This is a genomic window from Phycicoccus jejuensis, assembly GCF_000720925.1.
In the GTDB taxonomy this organism is placed as follows: domain Bacteria; phylum Actinomycetota; class Actinomycetes; order Actinomycetales; family Dermatophilaceae; genus Phycicoccus; species Phycicoccus jejuensis.
The window spans coordinates 218,762-236,238 of the sequence record NZ_JOEE01000006.1 but is presented as its reverse complement, the minus strand read 5'-3'; the positions used below and the strand labels follow the sequence as shown (position 1 = coordinate 236,238).

Annotated in this window: 13 protein-coding genes; 9 read left to right on the top strand and 4 right to left on the bottom strand. The window is 74.4% G+C overall.

Annotated features, from left to right (window positions below):
* Window positions 1–4: 4 nt before the first annotated feature.
* Together IG69_RS21145 and IG69_RS20320 are read right to left on the bottom strand one after the other, a co-directional pair.
* The gene (locus tag IG69_RS21145) at window positions 5–2,209 is read right to left on the bottom strand and encodes a GGDEF domain-containing protein (RefSeq protein ID WP_051750555.1); all 2,205 of its coding nucleotides are present in this window, start codon (window positions 2,207–2,209) and stop codon (window positions 5–7) included.
* The gene (locus tag IG69_RS20320; protein ID WP_051750554.1) at window positions 2,206–4,386 is read right to left on the bottom strand and encodes a putative bifunctional diguanylate cyclase/phosphodiesterase; all 2,181 of its coding nucleotides are present in this window, start codon (window positions 4,384–4,386) and stop codon (window positions 2,206–2,208) included. The genes IG69_RS21145 and IG69_RS20320 overlap by 4 nt, the downstream gene beginning before the upstream one ends.
* Before the next feature lie 227 nt (window positions 4,387–4,613).
* Between IG69_RS20320 and IG69_RS0113390 the strand changes: the two genes are divergently transcribed.
* Genes IG69_RS0113390 through IG69_RS0113380 form a run of 3 tightly spaced genes read left to right on the top strand, consistent with a single transcriptional unit; the run spans window position 4,614 to window position 7,569 of the window.
* On the top strand, window positions 4,614–5,732 hold the full coding sequence (locus IG69_RS0113390; RefSeq protein ID WP_245616148.1) for a glycosyltransferase family 4 protein: 1,119 nt from the start codon (window positions 4,614–4,616) through the stop codon (window positions 5,730–5,732).
* On the top strand, window positions 5,729–6,745 hold the full coding sequence (locus IG69_RS0113385) for a glycosyltransferase (protein ID WP_030528675.1): 1,017 nt from the start codon (window positions 5,729–5,731) through the stop codon (window positions 6,743–6,745). The genes IG69_RS0113390 and IG69_RS0113385 overlap by 4 nt, the downstream gene beginning before the upstream one ends.
* Window positions 6,742–7,569 carry a glycosyltransferase family 2 protein gene (locus IG69_RS0113380; RefSeq protein ID WP_030528674.1) on the top strand — a complete coding sequence of 276 codons (828 nt, stop codon included), beginning with the start codon at window positions 6,742–6,744 and terminating at the stop codon, window positions 7,567–7,569. The genes IG69_RS0113385 and IG69_RS0113380 overlap by 4 nt, the downstream gene beginning before the upstream one ends.
* Before the next feature lie 153 nt (window positions 7,570–7,722).
* On the opposite strand, the gene IG69_RS21140 is transcribed toward IG69_RS0113380, so the two are convergent.
* The gene (locus IG69_RS21140; RefSeq protein ID WP_051750553.1) at window positions 7,723–8,406 is read right to left on the bottom strand and encodes a helix-turn-helix transcriptional regulator; all 684 of its coding nucleotides are present in this window, start codon (window positions 8,404–8,406) and stop codon (window positions 7,723–7,725) included.
* A gap of 198 nt (window positions 8,407–8,604) precedes the next feature.
* A complete protein-coding gene (locus IG69_RS0113370) occupies window positions 8,605–9,345 on the bottom strand; it encodes a FadR/GntR family transcriptional regulator (protein WP_051750552.1) in 741 nt (246 codons plus the stop codon).
* 160 nt (window positions 9,346–9,505) lie between these two features.
* Between IG69_RS0113370 and IG69_RS0113365 the strand changes: the two genes are divergently transcribed.
* From IG69_RS0113365 to ppsA, 6 genes are all read left to right on the top strand, one after another.
* On the top strand, window positions 9,506–11,269 hold the full coding sequence (locus IG69_RS0113365; RefSeq protein ID WP_051750569.1) for an L-lactate permease: 1,764 nt from the start codon (window positions 9,506–9,508) through the stop codon (window positions 11,267–11,269).
* A gap of 65 nt (window positions 11,270–11,334) precedes the next feature.
* The gene (locus IG69_RS0113360) at window positions 11,335–12,036 is read left to right on the top strand and encodes a (Fe-S)-binding protein (protein WP_051750568.1); all 702 of its coding nucleotides are present in this window, start codon (window positions 11,335–11,337) and stop codon (window positions 12,034–12,036) included.
* Window positions 12,033–13,502 carry a lactate utilization protein B gene (locus IG69_RS0113355; protein WP_030528669.1) on the top strand — a complete coding sequence of 490 codons (1,470 nt, stop codon included), beginning with the start codon at window positions 12,033–12,035 and terminating at the stop codon, window positions 13,500–13,502. The genes IG69_RS0113360 and IG69_RS0113355 overlap by 4 nt, the downstream gene beginning before the upstream one ends.
* Window positions 13,499–14,152, top strand: coding sequence for a LutC/YkgG family protein (locus IG69_RS0113350; RefSeq protein WP_030528668.1), 654 nt, complete (start codon window positions 13,499–13,501; stop codon window positions 14,150–14,152). The genes IG69_RS0113355 and IG69_RS0113350 overlap by 4 nt, the downstream gene beginning before the upstream one ends.
* Window positions 14,153–14,156: 4 nt before the next feature.
* Entirely contained in the window at window positions 14,157–14,996 is an 840-nt protein-coding gene (locus IG69_RS0113345) for a pyruvate, water dikinase regulatory protein (protein ID WP_030528667.1), read from the top strand.
* 93 nt (window positions 14,997–15,089) lie between these two features.
* On the top strand, window positions 15,090–17,459 hold the full coding sequence (gene ppsA / locus IG69_RS0113340; RefSeq protein WP_030528666.1) for a phosphoenolpyruvate synthase: 2,370 nt from the start codon (window positions 15,090–15,092) through the stop codon (window positions 17,457–17,459).
* The last annotated feature ends 18 nt before the right edge of the window (window positions 17,460–17,477 follow it).

Sequence of the window (17,477 nt, the reverse complement as noted above, 5' to 3'; positions counted from 1 at the left end):
GCAATCAGTCGGTGACGGCCGGCTCGGGCGCGGGCCGACCGAAGAGGTAGCCCTGCCCGAAGCGCACCCCGAGCGAGCGCAGCGTGTCCCACTGCCGGGCGGTCTCGACGCCCTCGGCGCAGACGGTCGACCCCATGCTCTCGGCCCAGCCGACGAGCGTGCGCAGGTCGTGCTGGCGGTCCGGGTCGTCGAGGTCGTCGAGCAGGCCGCGGTCGAGCTTGACGACCTCGGGCCGCAGCCGCATGAAGCGCTCGACCGTCGAGTAGCCCTTGCCCCAGTCGTCGACGGCGATGAGGGCCCCGCGCGCGCGGCAGTCGGCCACGACCTCGCGCACCCGGTCCCACTCCTCGACGTCGGTCTGCTCGGTGATCTCGATGACGAGGCCGGTGAGGTCGGCGGGCAGCACGGCGGCGACGGCCTCGCTGATGAGCGCGCCGACGCTGACGTTGACCGACAGGTAGCCCTGCGGGGGCCGACGACGCAGCGCCGCGGCGATGGCCGCCGCCTCGAGCAGCGACCCGTCCCCGACGCGGTGGGCCTCGGCGAAGACGGACTCCGGGTCGCCCTCGGCGAAGCGGCTGAGGGCCTCGTGGCCGATGGGGTCGCCGGCGTGCAGGTCGACGACCGGCTGCAGGGCGATGCGGACCGGCGGGGTCGTGCCCTCGAGCCCGGCTCCCGCCACGCGCACGCACCCGCGGCCGGCGTGCTTGGCGTCGTAGAGCGCCCGGTCGGCCCGCTCGACGACCGCGCCGGGCTGCGCACCGGGCTCCCAGACGGCGACCCCGGCCGAGAACCGCTGGCCATCGGGGGTCACGGCCTGCATCGCCTCGAGCCGACGGACCGCCTCGTCGGGGTCGACGCCGGGCAGGAGGAGGCCGAACTCCTCACCGCCGTAGCGCGCGAGCAGCTCACCCGGCTCGAGGAGCGCCCCCCACGCCGCGACGGCCTCACGCAGGAGCCGGTCGCCGGCCTGGTGCCCCAGCCGGTCGTTGTAGCGCTTGAAGTGGTCGAGGTCGACGAGCGCCACGGTCAGCGGCCCCCCGTCCTCCTCGGCCCGGTGGACCGCGCGCCCGAGCTCGTGGTCCCACGACCGACGGTTCGGCGCCCCGGTGAGGCCGTCGCTGCGGGCGAGGGCGGAGAGCTGCACCGCCTGCTCCTCGACGACGCGGACGAGGACGGCGATGCGGACGACGACGAGCAGCGAGAGGACGATGCAGCCCGCCCCCACGACGCCCCACGGGATGTCGAGACCCAGCGTGCCGACCACGAGGAGCGTGATGCCGGGCAGCGCCGCCGCGCCACCGAGGGCCGCGAGCCGGCGCCCGACCGACGCCGCGGGCGCGGAGCGGGTCTCGCCGCCGACGAGCGCCGCCCCGGACGGCGAGCACGCCGCGGCCGCGGCCGCGACGTAGCCGAGCAGCCACAGCACGTCGAGCCAGCGCGGCGTGGTCGCCAGGGGGTCGACGAGGGCGAAGGCGTTCCACACGAGGTCGGCGGCGGTCGTCGCGGCCATGCTAAGCATGAGGAAGCGGAAGGCCGGGTTGCGCGAGCCGACCGAGGTCCACAGCCGGACCAGCACCCCGACGAGGACGACGTCGCCGACGGGGTAGGCCGTGGCGACGAGCCGGCCGAGCACCGAGGTCGTGGAGTCCACGGCGATCGGCGCCACGAGGAAGGTCCCGACGACCGTGCCGAAGCCGGCGGCGACGATGAGCGCCTCGAGGATCGGGGTCGGGTCCATCCCGCGCTGCCGGCCGCGGACCAGCCGCAGCAGGCCGACGGTGAGGACGACGTAGCCGGAGAGGTAGAGGACGTCGCTGGTCAGCGGGTAGCTCGTGAGGTGGAGGTAGCTCTGCTCGACCGTGAACAGCGCGTCGCCCGCGACCCAGAGCGAGTACCCGGCCAGGACGACGAGCCAGCCCCGGCGGCGGGCGGTGAGGCGTCGGGCGCCGGCGAGGGCGAGCACCATGGCGAGGACCCCGGCGACGCTGTTGCCGACGTCGCGCGCCGTCCCGTCCGGCACGACGAGGTAGGCCCCGCACAGCGCGAGCAGCCCGAGCAGCGCCGCGCGCAGCGGCGTGGGCATCGGCGCGGTGGGCACCGGCTGCACCGGGCGGTTCCGCGGGCCCGCGACGGCGCGCGGACCGCTCCCCCGCGCCCCGTGGACCTCGTCGGCGGCGTCCCCCTGCCGCGCCGACCGGGGGGTCACCCGACCCGCACCTCGTCGACGCGTGGCGCACCGCCCGGGACGAGCGCCCGGGCCTCGGCGAAGGGCACGGGCCGCGACCAGAGGTAGCCCTGTCCGCGCCCGCAGTCCTGCTCCTCGAGCCAGGCCGCCTGCTCGGAGGTCTCCACGCCCTCGGCGACGGTCGTCATCTTGAGCGAGCGGCTCATCTCGAGGATGGCCAGGGTGACGGTCGCCGCGTGGCGGTCGTCGACGATGTCGTCGATGAAGCTCTTGTCGACCTTGAGGATGTCGACGGGCAGCTGGGAGAGGTAGGACAGCGAGCTGTAGCCGGTGCCGAAGTCGTCGATCGCGATGGACACCCCGAGGTCGCGCAGCCCGTGGAGGGAGCCGGCCGCGGACACGATGTCGTCGAGGAGCACCGACTCGGTGATCTCGAGGACGAGCAGGGTGGGGTCGAGCCCGGTGCGGGCGAGGACGCCGGCGACCTCGGCGGTGAAGTCGGGCTTGGACAGCTGCTGGGCGGAGACGTTGACGGCCATCGTCACGCGGGCCCCCGGGGCCTGGAGCTCGACGGCGGCCCGGCAGGCCTCGGCGAGCACCCACGACCCGAGGGCGACGATCGCGCCGGACTCCTCGGCGGCGGGGATGAACTCGTTCGGCGGCAGGAAGCCCCGCGACGGGTGCTGCCAGCGCACGAGCGCCTCGAAGCCGGTCACCTCGCGCGTCCGGAGGTTGACGGTCGGCTGGAAGTGCAGGAGCAGGCCGCCGGTCTCGATGGCCTCGACGAGCTCGTTCTGGAGGGTCAGCCGGTCGAGCGTCACCGCGTGCTGGGCGGCGTCGAAGACGCGCAGCGTGCCCTTGCCCTGCTCCTTGGCCCAGTACATCGCGACGTCGGCCTCGCGCAGGACGTCCTCCGCGGTCGAGCTGCGGGTGTCGGCGAGGGCGATGCCGAGGCTGGCCTTGACCGACCAGGACGCCCCGTCGATCGAGACCGGCTGCGCGAGCACCTCGAGGATGCGCTGCCCCATCTGCTCGGCGGCAGCGCGGTCGGTCTCCTCCATGAGGACGGCGAACTCGTCGCCACCGAGCCGGGCCGCGGTGTCGCGGGAGCGCAGCACGGAGCGGAGGCGGTCGGTGACGACGACGAGGAGCCGGTCGCCGACGGAGTGGCCGCGGGTGTCGTTGACCTGCTTGAAGTCGTCGAGGTCGAGGAACATCACGGCGAGGGTGCCCTCGCGGCGGGAGATGGCGTGCTCGAGCCGGTCGGCGAACAGCGCGCGGTTGGCGAGCCCGGTCAGGGCGTCGTGGAAGGCCTGGTGCGAGAGCTGCTCGGCGAGCTCGTGCTGCTCGGTGACGTCACGCAGCGTGAGCAGCCACGCCTCGACGGTCGACTCGCCGAGCAGGTTGGTCAGCGTGCCCTCGCCGACGATGGTCCGCCCGTCCGCGCGGGTGAGCCGCAGCCGGACCGCCTGGTCCCCCTGACGTCCGTCGGTGAGGAGCGCGAGCAGGGTCGGCGCCTCGTCGCCGACGAGGTCCTTGACGTGCTGCCCGACGAGCTCGTCGGGCGTGCGACCGATGACCGCCGGGGCGGACGGGCTGACGAACGAGATCGTCGCGTCGGCCTCGATGACGACGATGAGGTCGGCGCTGTTCTGGACCAGGGCCAGCAGGCGCCGCTCGCGCTGGTCGACGACCCGCTGGGCCGTCAGCTCGCGCTCCAGCCGCCGATGCCGGTCGACGATCCGGCGGAACCAGGCGAACCAGCCGACGGAGACCCCGACGAGGAGGCCGGCGTGGATGGCGAAGGCCAGCCAGGCGCGGGCGCTGCTCGCCTCGGCGAGCTCCTCCGCGAGGGCGGAGTCGGCGGCCCGCAGGGAGGCCAGGGCACCCGGGTCACCGGGAGAGGTCTCGAGCGCCCGGGCGGCGTCGACGGCCGTCGCGCCGACCGAGCCGGGGGTGAGGTCCACGCCGGCCCGCGCGAGCCCGTCGACCGTGCGGGTCAGGGCGTCGGGGGTGGCCGAACCGCTCGCGACGGACGTGGCGACGGCGGAGAACGCGGCCGCGGCCTCGCGCTGGCGATGGACGCCGTCCCCGAGGTGCCAGACCCCGGTGAGGAAGGCCATCTCGAGCACGACGACGAACAGCGTGCCCACGACGGTGGCCGTCGAGCGCAGCCGGGTGCGGCCGTCGCGGTTCATCAGAGCTCCTGGTCTGGTGTCCGCGGTTCGGACCCCACGACGACGCTAGGGACGGAGCCTCGCCGGCGGCGAACCGACGGGGCCGACACTGGCCGTTCGACCGAGGGGGTCTGCCCGACCGTCCCTCCTGCGGGCAGGTTTGCCGGGCTCCCTGTCGGGTAGGACCGGTGCGGCCGCCCGCCGTCGGCGGTCGGAGGTCACGGAGCCGGTCGATCAGGAGGTGGAGGGTGGACGTCGTCCGACCCACCCCCACGATCGTCCCTCGCCGGTTCGACGACCCCCTGCACGTCGTCGTCGTCGCCTCCTCCCGCTTCCCGCTGGCCGAGCCGTTCGCCGGTGGGCTGGAGTCGCTCACCTGGAACCTGTGCCGCGGCCTGCGCGAGCGCGGGGTCGAGGTGACCGTCTTCGCCGGCCCGGGCAGCGACCCGCGCCTCGACGCCCGCGAGCTCGCCACCCGCCCACTCGAGCTGAGCGACACGGCACGCCGCGACGTCGCCATGCCCCCCGAGACGTGGCTGACCGAGCACCACGCCTACCTCCAGCTGATGCTCGAGCTGCAGCGCCGCGACGACGTCGACGTCGTGCACAACAACAGCCTCCACCACCTCCCCGTCGCGATGGCCGCCGCCGCGCGCGCCCCGATGGTGACGACGCTGCACACCCCGCCGACCCCGTGGCTGGAGCCGGCCATCGCCCTCGCCGCGGACGACCGCTCGCGGTTCGTCGCGGTCAGCGACCACACCCGCGCCGCGTGGAGCCACGTGACGCCCGCCGACGTGGTGCCCAACGGGGTCGACGTCCGGCGCTGGACGCCGGGGCCGGGCGGTGACGCCCTGGCCTGGGCCGGACGCCTCGTCCCCGAGAAGGCGCCGCACCTGGCCATCGACGCCGCGCGGGCGGCCGGTCGTCCGCTGCGGCTGGCCGGGCCGGTCGGTGACCCGGAGTACGTGCGGGCGATGGTGCGCCCGCGGCTCGGCGGTGACGTCGAGCTGCTCGGGCACCTCGGAACGGACGAGCTCGTCGAGCTGTTCGGCTCCAGCGCCGCCACCCTCGTCACCCCCGCCTGGGACGAGCCCTACGGACTCGTCGCGGCCGAGTCCCTCGCCTGCGGCACACCGGTCGTCGCGTTCGCCCGCGGAGGTCTGCCGGAGTTCGTCACCCCGGACGTGGGCCGGCTCGTGCCGGCCGACGACGTCGCCGCCGCGGGGCGGGCCGTCGCGGAGGCGGTCGGCCTCGACCGCCGCAGGTGCCGGGAGCACGCCGTCCGGCACTGCTCGGTGGACCGCATGGTCGAGGACTACCTCGAGGTCTACGAGGCGATGCTGCCGCTGAGCGGCGCCGCGTGATCGGCTACTACGTCCACCACCACGGCCGCGGGCACCTGTCCCGGATGACGTCCGTCGCGGCCCACCTGCGCTCGCCCGTGGTCGGCCTGAGCAGCCTGCCGGCCCCGCCCGGGTTCGAGGACCGCTGGGTGCGACTCCCGGCGGACGACGACCCGGCGACCGGCGACGACCTCGACGCCGGCGGCGTCCTGCACTGGGCTCCGTTGCACCACAGCGGAGTGCGCGACCGGGCGGCTGCGCTCACGGCGTGGGTCGCCCGGGCCCGGCCCCGCCTCGTCGTCACGGACGTGTCGGTCGAGGCGGCCCTGGCCGTGCGGCTCTGCGGGGTGCCGGTCGTCGTCGTCGCGCTGCCCGGCGAGCGGACCGACCGCGCCCACGTCAGCGCGTACGACCTCGCCCAGGGCCTGCTCGCGCCCTGGCCCGAGGGCGCGCACGACACGGGCTGGCCGCAGCGCTGGAGGGACGAGGCCCTCTTCGTGGGCGGCCTCTCGCGGTTCGACGGACGGCCTCGGGTCCCCGCCGCGAGCACCGACGGCCGGCGCCGCGTGCTCGTCGTGTGGGGTGCGGGCGGCCGCGACACCGACGCCGGCTCGGTCGCGGCGGCGCGGGCCGCCACCCCCGGCTGGGAGTGGACCGAGCGCAGCCCGGCCGACCCCTCCCCCGACCTGTGGCACGAGCTGTGCACCGCCGACGTCGTCGTCACGCACGCCGGGCAGAACGCGGTGGCCGACGTCGCCGCCGCCCGCGCGCCGGCCGTCGTCGTCTCGCAGCAGCGCCCGTTCGGGGAGCAGGAGGCGACGGTGCGGGCGGTGCAGCGGCTCGGGGTGGCCACGGGTCACGTCGGCTGGCCGCCCGCCGACCGCTGGCCCGGCCTGCTCGACGACGCCGTGCGGCGGGGCGGCGCGGCGTGGGAGCGGTGGAGCACGGGCCGCGGCGCGCAGGACGCGGCGGTGTGGCTCGACGCGCTCGCCGCGACCCCGGACGCCGTCCCGGCCGCAGGGGTCGCGTCGTGAGCGCGCGGCTCGGGGTCGTGACGATCGTCCACGGTCGCCACGACCACCTGCGCGGGCAGCTGGCCGGCCTGCGCCGCCAGACGCGGCGGCCCGACGTCCTCGTCGTCGTCGCGATGGACGACGACGAGGTCAGTGGTGTCGTCGACGACGCGGCGCCGCCGGGGTGGGACGTGCGGCACGCGAGCATCGACCGGATGCAAGGGCGCCTGCCGCTGGCCGCCGCGCGCAACCTCGGCGTCGCCACGGCGCTCGCGGCCGGGGCGGAGCACCTCGTCCTCCTCGACGTCGACTGCGTGCCCTCCGACGGTCTCGTCGCCCGGTACGGCGAGCTGCTGGGGTCGCTCGACCCGTCCGCCGGCCCCACGCTCCTGTGCGGGGACGTCGCCTACGAGCGCGACCCGGACGAAGGTCCGCAGCCGCCGCGCCACCACCCGGCCCGGCCGGAGCTCGGCGCGCAGGAGGTCCGCGTCGTCGACGACGTCACCCTCTTCTGGTCCCTCTCCTTCGCGGTCACCGCGGCCGACCTCGCGGCGCTCGGCGGCTTCGACGAGGGCTACGTCGGCTACGGCGCCGAGGACACCGACGTCGGCCAGCGCCTCGCCCGCGCAGGGGGCCGGCTGCTCTTCGTCGGCGGCGCCGGGGCCGTCCACCAGTGGCACCCGAGCCCGAGCCCGCCGGTCCAGCACGTCGAGGACATCGTGCTCAACGCCAACCGGTTCGCGCAGGTGTGGGGCTGGTGGCCGATGACCGGGTGGCTCGAGCAGTTCCGCGACCTCGGGCTCGTGGCCCGCGAGCCGGACGGCCGCTGGGTCACCCTCGCCTGACCGCGGCGGCGGGCGTGACGAGGTGGGCCGACCCGCGCGGGCCCCTCCACCCGCGGGGTCGGTCTGGGGTGGGGCCGTCGGTATGGTCACCCGGCCCGGGGGGCGCTGTCAGCCCCGTTGCAGCAACCTGCAGGCGCGGCCCGGTGGGGCCGCTCAGTCGGTGCGCGCCTCGCCGCGTCCGAGGCGGAACCCCGCCGAGAACCGCGAGCGCACCTCGAGGGTCTCGAGGATCCGGGCGACCTCGGAGCGCACGGTGCGGACGCTGACCCGGAGGTGACGGGCCACGGCCTCGTCCGTCATGCCCTGCTGCATGAGGTCGACGACCCGCTCCTGCCGCTCGCTCAGGTGGACGGCCTCGGCCCGCTCGGTGCCGCACCCGAAGGCGGAGGCGAGGACCGCGTTCCAGTAGCTCATCGCCTGCTCGAGCACGCGTGGGGAGCGCACGTCGATGACCGAGAACTGCCCGTCGACGGTCGGCCCCTCGAGGAGGACGCGCTCGTGGTCGATGACCTTCATCTGGATGTCGGCGACCGCGAAGAGGTAGTCGCCGACGGGCTCGGCCACGAGCATCCGCCGACACTCGTCGTCGAGCCGCTCGTCGTCGAACACGCTGACCATCTCGAGGCCGCGCTCCACGAGCGCACGGTTGCCGGGCAGGCTCATCCGCAGCTGGGCCGGGGTCGCGGTCGGGCGCACCGACAGCAGGTGGCGCCAGGTCACGGCCTCGGCGGTCAGCCACTCGTTGACGTCGTTGCCGACGGCGCCGATGCGGCATTCGGTGCTCGCACCCGCCTCGAGGTCACGGCACAGCCGGGTCCGCTCGGCCCACAGCGCCATCCCGGCGTCCGTGACGGCGGCCCGCTGGGAGGGCGCGAAGCGCGAGCCCGGCCACTTGCCTGCCGCTCATCGTCGCCTCCCGTCCGCTCCTCGTGGGCTACCCGCGAGTATGCCGTGCCCACCCCACCGCGAACGCGTGTGAACCCGCCGGGGTCGCCCGGCGGTTTCACACACGTCCGCGGTGGGGAGGTGCGGGGGTCAGGCGGGTGAGTGGGCCGAGAGGGCGACCCACGCGGAGCGGATGTGACGCTCGGTCAGCGTCGCGGCCGCGTCTCCGTCGCCGGCCGCGACCGCCGCGAAGATCTCCTCGTGGTCGCGCCGGAGCACGGGTGCGAGGTCCTCCCACACCTCGACGGTGCGGAAGCGGTCGAGGATGGGCAGGCGCATCGACTCGCGGATCGCCGAGGTGAGGTCGCGCGCCAGCGCGTTGCCGGCCGCCTCGGCGAGCGCGACGTGGAAGGCCGTGTCGCAGTCGTTGAAGCGAGCCCGGTCGATGCCGGGGTCGGCCATCTCGTCCAGCAGCGCCCGCATCGCCGCCAGGTCCTCGGGCGTCGCGTGGGTGGCCGCCAGCCGGACGCTCAGGCGCTCCAGGGCGATGCGGACCTCGACGACGTCGGGCAGCGGGAACGCCGCGAGCGCGACGTGCAGCCGCAGCAGCCGCCCGAGGGCCCCGCTCGGCACGGCGGTCAACGTCGTGCCGCCGGCCGCCCCGGCCCCGACCGAGGAGCGCACGACGCCCTGGGCCTGGAGGGTGCGGACGGCCTCGCGCACCGCGGCGCGGCTCACGCCGAGCCGGGCCGCGAGGTCGCGCTCGGCCGGCAGGTGGTCGCCGACCTCGAGGTCGCCGCCGAGGATCCGCTCGTCGACCCAGCGCAGGACGAGCTCGAAGGCACGCAGTCCGCCGGTCTCGGGGCCGGGCAGCGGGTCGGCGGCGCTCACGCGCTCAGGATGCCACGCCACGCCGCACGACACGCCGAATGGTCGGACCACTAGTGGTCAGACCATTGACACCGCCACGGACCCGGCCCTACCGTCATCGCATCCCGAATGGTCTGACCATTCAGGATCCCCGCCCAGAGACGTGCGACCGGAGGACCCGATGACCCTGACCGCAGTGACGACGACCGGACCGGCGACGGCCCTGGCCGTCCCGACGCAGTTCCGCCCGGAGCTCACCCCGGTGGGCGGCAGCCTCACCCTCTCCGCACTCGTCGCCCTCCTCCCCCTCGTGACGGTCTTCGTCACCCTCGGCGTGCTGCGCTGGAAGGCCCACTGGGCCGGCCTCACGGCGGTCGCGGTCGCGGTGCTCGTCGCCTCGCTCGCCTTCGGGATGCCCGTGCACCTCGCGGCGCTCTCGGCCACGCAGGGCGCCGCCTTCGGCCTCTTCCCGATCATGTGGATCGTCTTCACGGCGATCCTGCTCTACCAGGTGACCGTGCGCTCGGGTCGCTTCGAGGACCTGCGCGCGACCTTCCACCTCATCAGCGACGACCCGCGCATCCAGGCGATCATCATCGCCTTCTGCTTCGGCGGCCTGCTCGAGGCGCTCGCCGGCTTCGGCGCCCCCGTCGCCATCACCGGCGTCATGCTCATGGCCCTCGGCTTCTCGCCGCTGCGCGCCGCCGCGGTCGTCCTCCTCGCGAACACCGCGCCCGTCGCCTTCGGCGCCGTCGGCACCCCGGTCATCACCGCGGGCACCCTGACCGGCATCCCGTACCACGAGATCGGCGCGTACGTCGGGCACCAGACCCCGGTGCTCGCCGCGTTCGTCCCGCTCCTGCTCGTCCTCATGGCCGGCGGGCGTCGCGGGGTGCGCGAGACCTGGCCGGTCGCGGTCGTCGTCGGGCTGACCTTCGCCGTCGCGCAGTGGTTCGCCGCGACGTACGTCTCGGTCGAGCTGACCGACATCATCGCCTCGCTCGCCGGCCTCGCCGCCGCCGTCCTCTTCCTCAAGGCGTGGCGGCCCCGGGGCCGCGAGACCGCCCTCGCGACGATGCAGGTCGAGCGCGAGCGCGAGCTCGCGACCGTCGGCGCCCCCGGGTCGGCCGACGTCACCCCGCCCGCCGACGCCCACGCCGTCTCGGCCGACGCCCTCGCGGGCCGCTCGCGCGACCTCACGCCGGGCCGCATCACGATGGCCCTGCTCCCCTACCTCCTCGTCATCGTCGTCTTCGGCGTCGCGAAGCTCGTCACCCCGGTCAAGACCTGGCTCATCGGCACCGACGTCAAGGTGCCCTGGCCGGGCCTCTCCGGCGAGGTCCTCACCCTCAAGGGCTCGCCGAGCGCGGCCACGACCTACACGCTGCCGTGGCTCAGCTCGCCCGGCACGATGCTCCTGCTCTGCTCGCTCGTCGTCGCCGCCGTGTACGCCGTCGGGATGCGCGGCTGGGCCGCCGAGGCCTGGGCCGTCGCGCACCGCATGCGCTGGGCGTTCCTCACCGTCGCCTCGATGCTCGCGCTCGCCTACGTCATGAACTTCTCGGGGCAGACCATCGTCATCGGCACCTGGATCGCCGGCACCGGCGCCCTGTTCGCCTACCTCAGCCCGACCCTCGGCTGGATCGGCACGGCCGTCACCGGGTCCGACACGAGCGCCAACGCCCTCTTCGCCACGCTCCAGCAGAGCGCCGCGCAGACGGCCGGCATCGACCCGACGCTCCTCGTCGCCTCGAACACCTCCGGCGGCGTGGTCGGCAAGATGATCAGCCCCCAGAACCTGACGATCGCCGCGACCAGCGTGGGCCTGCTCGGGCGCGAGGCCGACATCCTCCGTAGGGTCCTGCCATGGAGCGTCGGCCTGATCCTCGCGATGTGCCTCCTCGTGGGCCTGCAGTCGACCGTCCTCGCGTGGATGCTCCCGTGAGCGCGCTCGCCCGCCCCGGCACCGACCTGCGGGTCGCGCTGTTCGCCACCTGCTTCAACGACACGATGTGGCCCGACACGCTCAAGGCCACCGTCCGGCTCCTCGAGCGGCTCGGCTGCACGGTCGAGTTCCCCCAGGCGCAGACCTGCTGCGGCCAGATGCTCACCAACACCGGCTACGGGGCGAAGGCCCTGCCGCTGGTGCGCCGCTTCGTCGACGTCTTCGAGGGCTACGACGCGGTCGTCGCGCCGTCCGGGTCGTGCGTCGGCTCGGTCCGCCACCAGCACCGCGGCATCGTCGAGCTCGCCGGCGACGACCGGCTCGCGAGCCGGGTGGAGCACACCGTCCCCAAGGTGCTCGAGCTCTCGGAGCTGCTCGTCGACGTCCTCGGCGTCACCGACGTCGGCGCGTGGTTCCCGCACCGCGTCACCTACCACCCGACCTGCCACTCGCTGCGGATGCTGCGGGTCGGCGACCGGCCGCTGCAGCTCCTGCGGGCGGTGCGGGGCATCGACCTCGTCGAGCTGCCCGGCGCCACCGAGTGCTGCGGGTTCGGCGGCACCTTCGCGATGAAGAACGCCGACGTGTCGGTCGCGATGGGCTCGGACAAGGCCCGGGCCGTCGTCGGCACCGGCGCCGAGGTCCTCGTCGCCGGCGACAACTCCTGCCTCGCCCACATCGGGGGCATCCTCGGCCGGCAGCGCGCCGGCGTCCGCCACCTGCACCTGGCCGAGGTCCTCGCCTCGACCGAGGAGGACCCGGCATGACCACGACCACCCCCGGCCCCGTCCAGCAGACCTCGCTTGTCTTCGTGGGGATGCCGAAGTTCCCCACCGCCGCCCGCGAGGCACTGGCCAACACCCAGCAGCGCCGCAACCTCAGGCACGCGACGCACACGATCCGCGACAAGCGGGCCCGCGTCGTCGCCGAGGTGCCCGAGTGGGAGGCGCTGCGCGTCGCCGGCGCCGAGGCCAAGGACGAGGCACTCGCCCACCTCGGCGACTACCTCGAGCAGCTCGAGGCGAGCCTCACCGCGAACGGCGCGACCGTGCACTGGGCGCGCGACGCCGCCGAGGCCAACGCGATCGTCCTCGGCATCGTCCGGGACCAGCAGGTCGACGAGGTCGTCAAGGTGAAGTCGATGGCCACCCAGGAGATCGAGCTCAACGAGGCGCTCGAGGCCGCCGGGGTCAACGCCTGGGAGACCGACCTCGCCGAGCTCATCGTCCAGCTCGGGCACGACCGGCCGAGCCACATCCTCGTGCCGGCCATCCACCGCAACCGCAGCGAGGTGCGCGACATCTTCCGCCGCGAGATGGCCGCGGTCGGTCGCCCCGCGCCGGAGGACCTCACCGACGAGCCCGCCCGCCTGGCCGAGGCCGCGCGGCTGCACCTGCGCGAGAAGTTCCTCCGCGCGAAGGTCGCGGTCTCGGGGGCCAACTTCGCCGTCGCCGAGACCGGCACGCTCGTCGTCGTCGAGTCCGAGGGCAACGGGCGGATGTGCCTCACGCTGCCCGAGACGCTCGTCACCGTCGTCGGCATCGAGAAGGTCCTGCCCCGGTGGGACGACCTCGCGCCGATGCTCCAGCTGCTCCCCCGCTCGAGCACGGGCGAGCGGATGAACCCGTACACGACGATGTGGAGCGGCGCCCACGACGGCGACGGACCCCAGGACGTCCACGTCGTCCTCCTCGACAACGGCCGCAGCCACGTCCTCGCCGACCGCGTCGGCCGCCAGGCGCTGCGCTGCATCCGCTGCTCGGCCTGCCTCAACGTCTGCCCGGTCTACGAGCGCACCGGCGGCCACGCCTACGGCTCGGTCTACCCCGGCCCGATCGGCGCCGTCCTCAACCCCCAGCTGCGCGGGACGACGAGCGAGGTCGACAAGTCGCTGCCCTACGCCTCCAGCCTCTGCGGCGCGTGCTTCGACGCGTGCCCGGTGCGCATCGACATCCCCGAGCTGCTCGTCGAGCTGCGCGGGCGGGTCGTCGAGCAGGAGGGCCGCACCGCCGAGTCGGCCGCGATGGCCGCCGCCGCGTGGGTGCTGTCGGACCCGAAGCGGCTCGCGGCCGCGCAGCGGGCCGCGACGACCGCGGGTCGCGTCATCGGTGGCCGCACGGTACGGGCGGTGCCGGGGCTCGGTGCGTGGACCGACGCCCGGGACGTGCCGACCCCACCGACCGAGACCTTCCGGCAGTGGTGGGCCCGCGAGCGCGGGCAGGGGTCCCGATGAGCGCGCGCGACGAGATCCTCGCGCGGGTGCGCGGCGCCACCGCCGACGTCGTCACGACGCCGGCCGACCGCGCCCCGACCGCCGTCGTCGAGGAGACCTCCCCCGGGCGGGCGGCCACCCTCGACCTCTTCGCCGAGAACGTCGCCGACTACCGGGCGCAGGTCGTCCGGGTCGCGGCGTCCGGTGTCGCCGGGGCCGTGGCGGACGCCTTGCGGCAACAGGGCTGTGCCACAGCCGTCCTGCCCACCGGCCTCGACCCCGCGTGGCGGGGGGCGGCGACGGAGGTCGTCCGCGTGCTCGACGAGGCCGACGTCCGGGTCGACGCCGAGCTCGACGCGGTCGACGCCGTCGTCACCGCGGCGGCCGTCGGCATCGCCGTGACCGGCACCGTCGTCCTCGACCACGCGGCCGACCAGGGGCGCCGCGCCCTCACCCTCGTCCCCGACGTGCACGTCTGCGTCGTGCGCGCCGGGCAGGTCGTCCACGACGTCCCCGAGGCGGTCGGGCGGCTGCGTCCCGAGCCGGGCCTCGCGCGACCCCTGACGTGGGTCAGCGGACCGAGCGCGACGAGCGACATCGAGCTCGAGCGCGTCGAGGGCGTCCACGGGCCGCGTACCCTCGTCGTCGTGCTCGTCGACGAGGAGGTCTGACCGGATGACTGCTGCCCACGACGAGCAGGCCTCCCCCACACCGGTGTTCTTCCTGGCCGGCGGCACCGGCATCTCGGCCGAGACGCTGGGGAACCTCATCATCAACCAGTTCCCGACCGTCGACTTCGTGCGCCGGAAGATCCCGTTCATCACGACCGTCGAGCAGGCCCACCGGGTCGTCGAGGAGCTCGACGCCGCGGTCACCGAGTCGACGACGCCCATCGTCTTCTCGAGCGTCGCCGACGCCGAGCTGCGCGACGTCCTGCGCGGCACCCGCTGCGCGTTCATCGACCTCTTCGGCAGCCACCTCGACATCGTCGAGCGGGTCCTCCACGTCAACGCCAGCCCCAAGGTGCCGGCCCTGCACGGGCTCGGCGACATCCACCGCTACGAGCGCCGGATGAAGGCCATCGACTTCTCGCTCGAGCACGACGACGGCGCCAGCCTGCGCAACCTCCAGCAGGCGGAGCTGATCCTCGTCGCCCCGTCGCGCTGCGGCAAGACGCCGACGTCGCTCTACCTCGCCCTGCAGCACGGAGTGAAGGTCGCCAACTACCCGCTCGTCGACGAGGACCTGCGCGCCAGCGAGCTGCCGGAGGCGGTGCGCCCCTATCTCGACCGCTGCGTCGCGCTGACCTCCACGCCGGCGCGTCTCAGCCAGGTGCGCAGCGAGCGCCGACCCGACTCCCCCTACGCCTCCCTCCGGCAGTGCTCGTGGGAGCTCAAGCGCGCCGAGGAGCTCTACCGGGCGCACCGGCTGCCGGTCATCAACTCCGCCGGGATGTCCGTCGAGGAGATGGCGGCCGTGATCATGCACACGCGCCAGCTCAAGGGCTCCGGCTGACCCGGGCTGCCATCCTGTCCCTCGCCGCCACCCCGGCCACCCGCACGACCTCCGCCCCACCCCGCGCGCCCCGTCCCCGGAAGGACCCCCGCCATGACCACCACCGTCCGCTGGTTCCGCGAGCTCGGCCTCGACGACGTCGAGTCCGTGGGCGGCAAGAACGCCTCGCTCGGCGAGATGGTCCAGCACCTCTCGGCCGCCGGCGTCGCCGTCCCCGACGGGTTCGCCACGACCGCGGACGCCTACCGGGCCTTCCTCGGCGAGACCGGGCTCGCCGAGCGCATCTCCGGCCTGCTCGCCGACCTCGACGTCGACGACACGCGGCGCCTGGCCGAGGTCGGCCGCGAGATCCGCGAGGCCGTCGAGGCGCAGCCCTTCCCCGAGGACCTCGACCGCGACATCCGCGCCGCGTACGAGCGCCTGGCCGGTGAGGCCGGTGACGAGGCGAGCTTCGCCGTCCGCTCCAGCGCCACCGCCGAGGACCTGCCGGACGCGTCGTTCGCCGGCCAGCAGGAGACCTTCCTCAACGTCCGCGGCATCGACAACGTCCTGCACGCCATCCGCCTCGTCTTCGCCTCGCTCTACAACGACCGCGCGATCGCCTACCGGGTGCACAGCGAGTTCGACCACGACGTCGTCGCCCTCTCGGCCGGGGTCCAGCGGATGGTCCGCTCCGACATCGGCGCCTCGGGCGTCATGTTCACCATCGACACCGAGTCGGGCTTCGAGGACGCGGTGTTCATCACGAGCGCGTACGGCCTCGGCGAGGGCGTCGTCCAGGGCGCCGTCAACCCCGACGAGTTCTACGTCCACAAGCCCGCGCTGCGCGCCGACCGCCCGGCGATCCTCAAGCGCGGCGTCGGCGCCAAGGCCACGAAGATGGTCTACACGCAGGACGCGACGGTCGGCCGGACCACCGAGTTCGTCCCCGTCGACGAGGCCGAGCAGCGCCGCCTCAGCCTGACCGACGACGAGGTGACCGAGCTCGCGCGCACCGCCCTGCGCATCGAGGAGCACTACGGCCGCCCGATGGACATCGAGTGGGGCCGCGACGGGGTCGACGGGAAGCTGTACGTCCTCCAGGCGCGGCCCGAGACCGTCAAGTCGCGCGCGGCCGGCGGTGTGCAGCAGCGCTTCCGGCTCGAGGAGCGTGGCCCGGTCGTCGTCGAGGGCCGCGCCATCGGCCAGAAGATCGGCGCCGGGTCCGTGCGCGTCCTCACCGACATCGGGGCGATGCACGACTTCCGGCCCGGCGAGGTCCTCGTCGCCGACATGACCGACCCCGACTGGGAGCCGATCATGAAGCGCGCCAGCGCCATCGTCACCAACCGCGGCGGGCGCACCTGCCACGCGGCGATCATCGCCCGCGAGCTCGGGATCCCCGCGGTCGTCGGCACCGGCACCGCCACCCACGAGCTCGCGGACGGCCGCGAGGTCACCGTCTCGTGCGCCGAGGGCGACACCGGGTTCGTCTACGACGGCCTGCGCGAGTTCACCGTCTCCGAGACCACGCTCGACGAGATGCCCGAGATCCCGACGAAGATCATGATGAACGTCGGCACGCCCGAGCAGGCGTTCGAGTTCTCGCGCCTGCCCCACCGCGGGATCGGCCTGGCGCGCACCGAGTTCATCGTCAACCGGCAGATCGGCATCCACCCGCGTGCGCTGCTCGAGCTCGACGACCAGGAGCCGGGCGTCAAGCAGGAGATCGAGGAGCGCATCGCCGCCTACGCCGGACCGCGCGAGTACTTCGTCCAGCGCCTCGCCGAGGGCGTCGCGATGCTCGCGGCCGCCTTCGCGCCCGAGCCGGTCATCGTGCGCCTGTCGGACTTTAAGTCCAACGAGTACGCCGGCCTCCTCGGCGGCGAGCGCTACGAGCCGCACGAGGAGAACCCGATGCTCGGGTACCGCGGCGCGGCGCGCTACCTCTCGGACGAGTTCGCCGAGTGCTTCGCGATGGAGTGCGAGGCGCTGCGCCACGTCCGTGACGAGATGGGCCTGACCAACGTCAAGATCATGATCCCGTTCGTGCGCACCGTCGCCGAGGCCGAGGGCGTCATCGCACTGCTGGCGCAGCACGGTCTCGAGCGCGGGAAGAACGACCTCCAGGTCGTCATGATGTGCGAGCTGCCCTCGAACGCCGTCAACGCCCACGCCTTCCTCGACCACGTCGACGGCTTCTCGATCGGGTCCAACGACCTCACGCAGCTGACGCTCGGCGTCGACCGCGACTCCTCGCTCGTCGCCGGCTCCTTCGACGAGCGCGACCCCGCGGTCAAGGCCCTGCTGTCGATGGCCATCCGCGCCTGCCGCGAGCGCGGCAAGTACGTCGGCATCTGCGGCCAGGGGCCCTCGGACCACCCCGACCTCGCCGAGTGGCTCGTCGACGAGGGCATCGAGTCGATGTCCCTCAACCCCGACACCGTCGTCGACACCTGGCTGCGTCTGGCCAAGCGCGGCTGAGGCGACCCGCGGGCCCCG

Excerpts from the sequence above, each read along its gene's own strand:
- IG69_RS0113350 (WP_030528668.1), top strand. The coding sequence starts at position 13,499 with ATGAGCGCGCGCGACGAGATCCTCGCGCGGGTGCGCGGCGCCACCGCC.
- IG69_RS0113365 (WP_051750569.1), top strand. The coding sequence starts at position 9,506 with ATGACCCTGACCGCAGTGACGACGACCGGACCGGCGACGGCCCTGGCC.
- ppsA (WP_030528666.1), top strand. The coding sequence starts at position 15,090 with ATGACCACCACCGTCCGCTGGTTCCGCGAGCTCGGCCTCGACGACGTC.
- IG69_RS0113360 (WP_051750568.1), top strand. The coding sequence starts at position 11,335 with ATGTGGCCCGACACGCTCAAGGCCACCGTCCGGCTCCTCGAGCGGCTC.
- IG69_RS0113355 (WP_030528669.1), top strand. The coding sequence starts at position 12,033 with ATGACCACGACCACCCCCGGCCCCGTCCAGCAGACCTCGCTTGTCTTC.
- IG69_RS21140 (WP_051750553.1), bottom strand. The coding sequence starts at position 8,406 with ATGGCGCTGTGGGCCGAGCGGACCCGGCTGTGCCGTGACCTCGAGGCG.
- IG69_RS20320 (WP_051750554.1), bottom strand. The coding sequence starts at position 4,386 with ATGAACCGCGACGGCCGCACCCGGCTGCGCTCGACGGCCACCGTCGTG.
- IG69_RS0113345 (WP_030528667.1), top strand. The coding sequence starts at position 14,157 with ATGACTGCTGCCCACGACGAGCAGGCCTCCCCCACACCGGTGTTCTTC.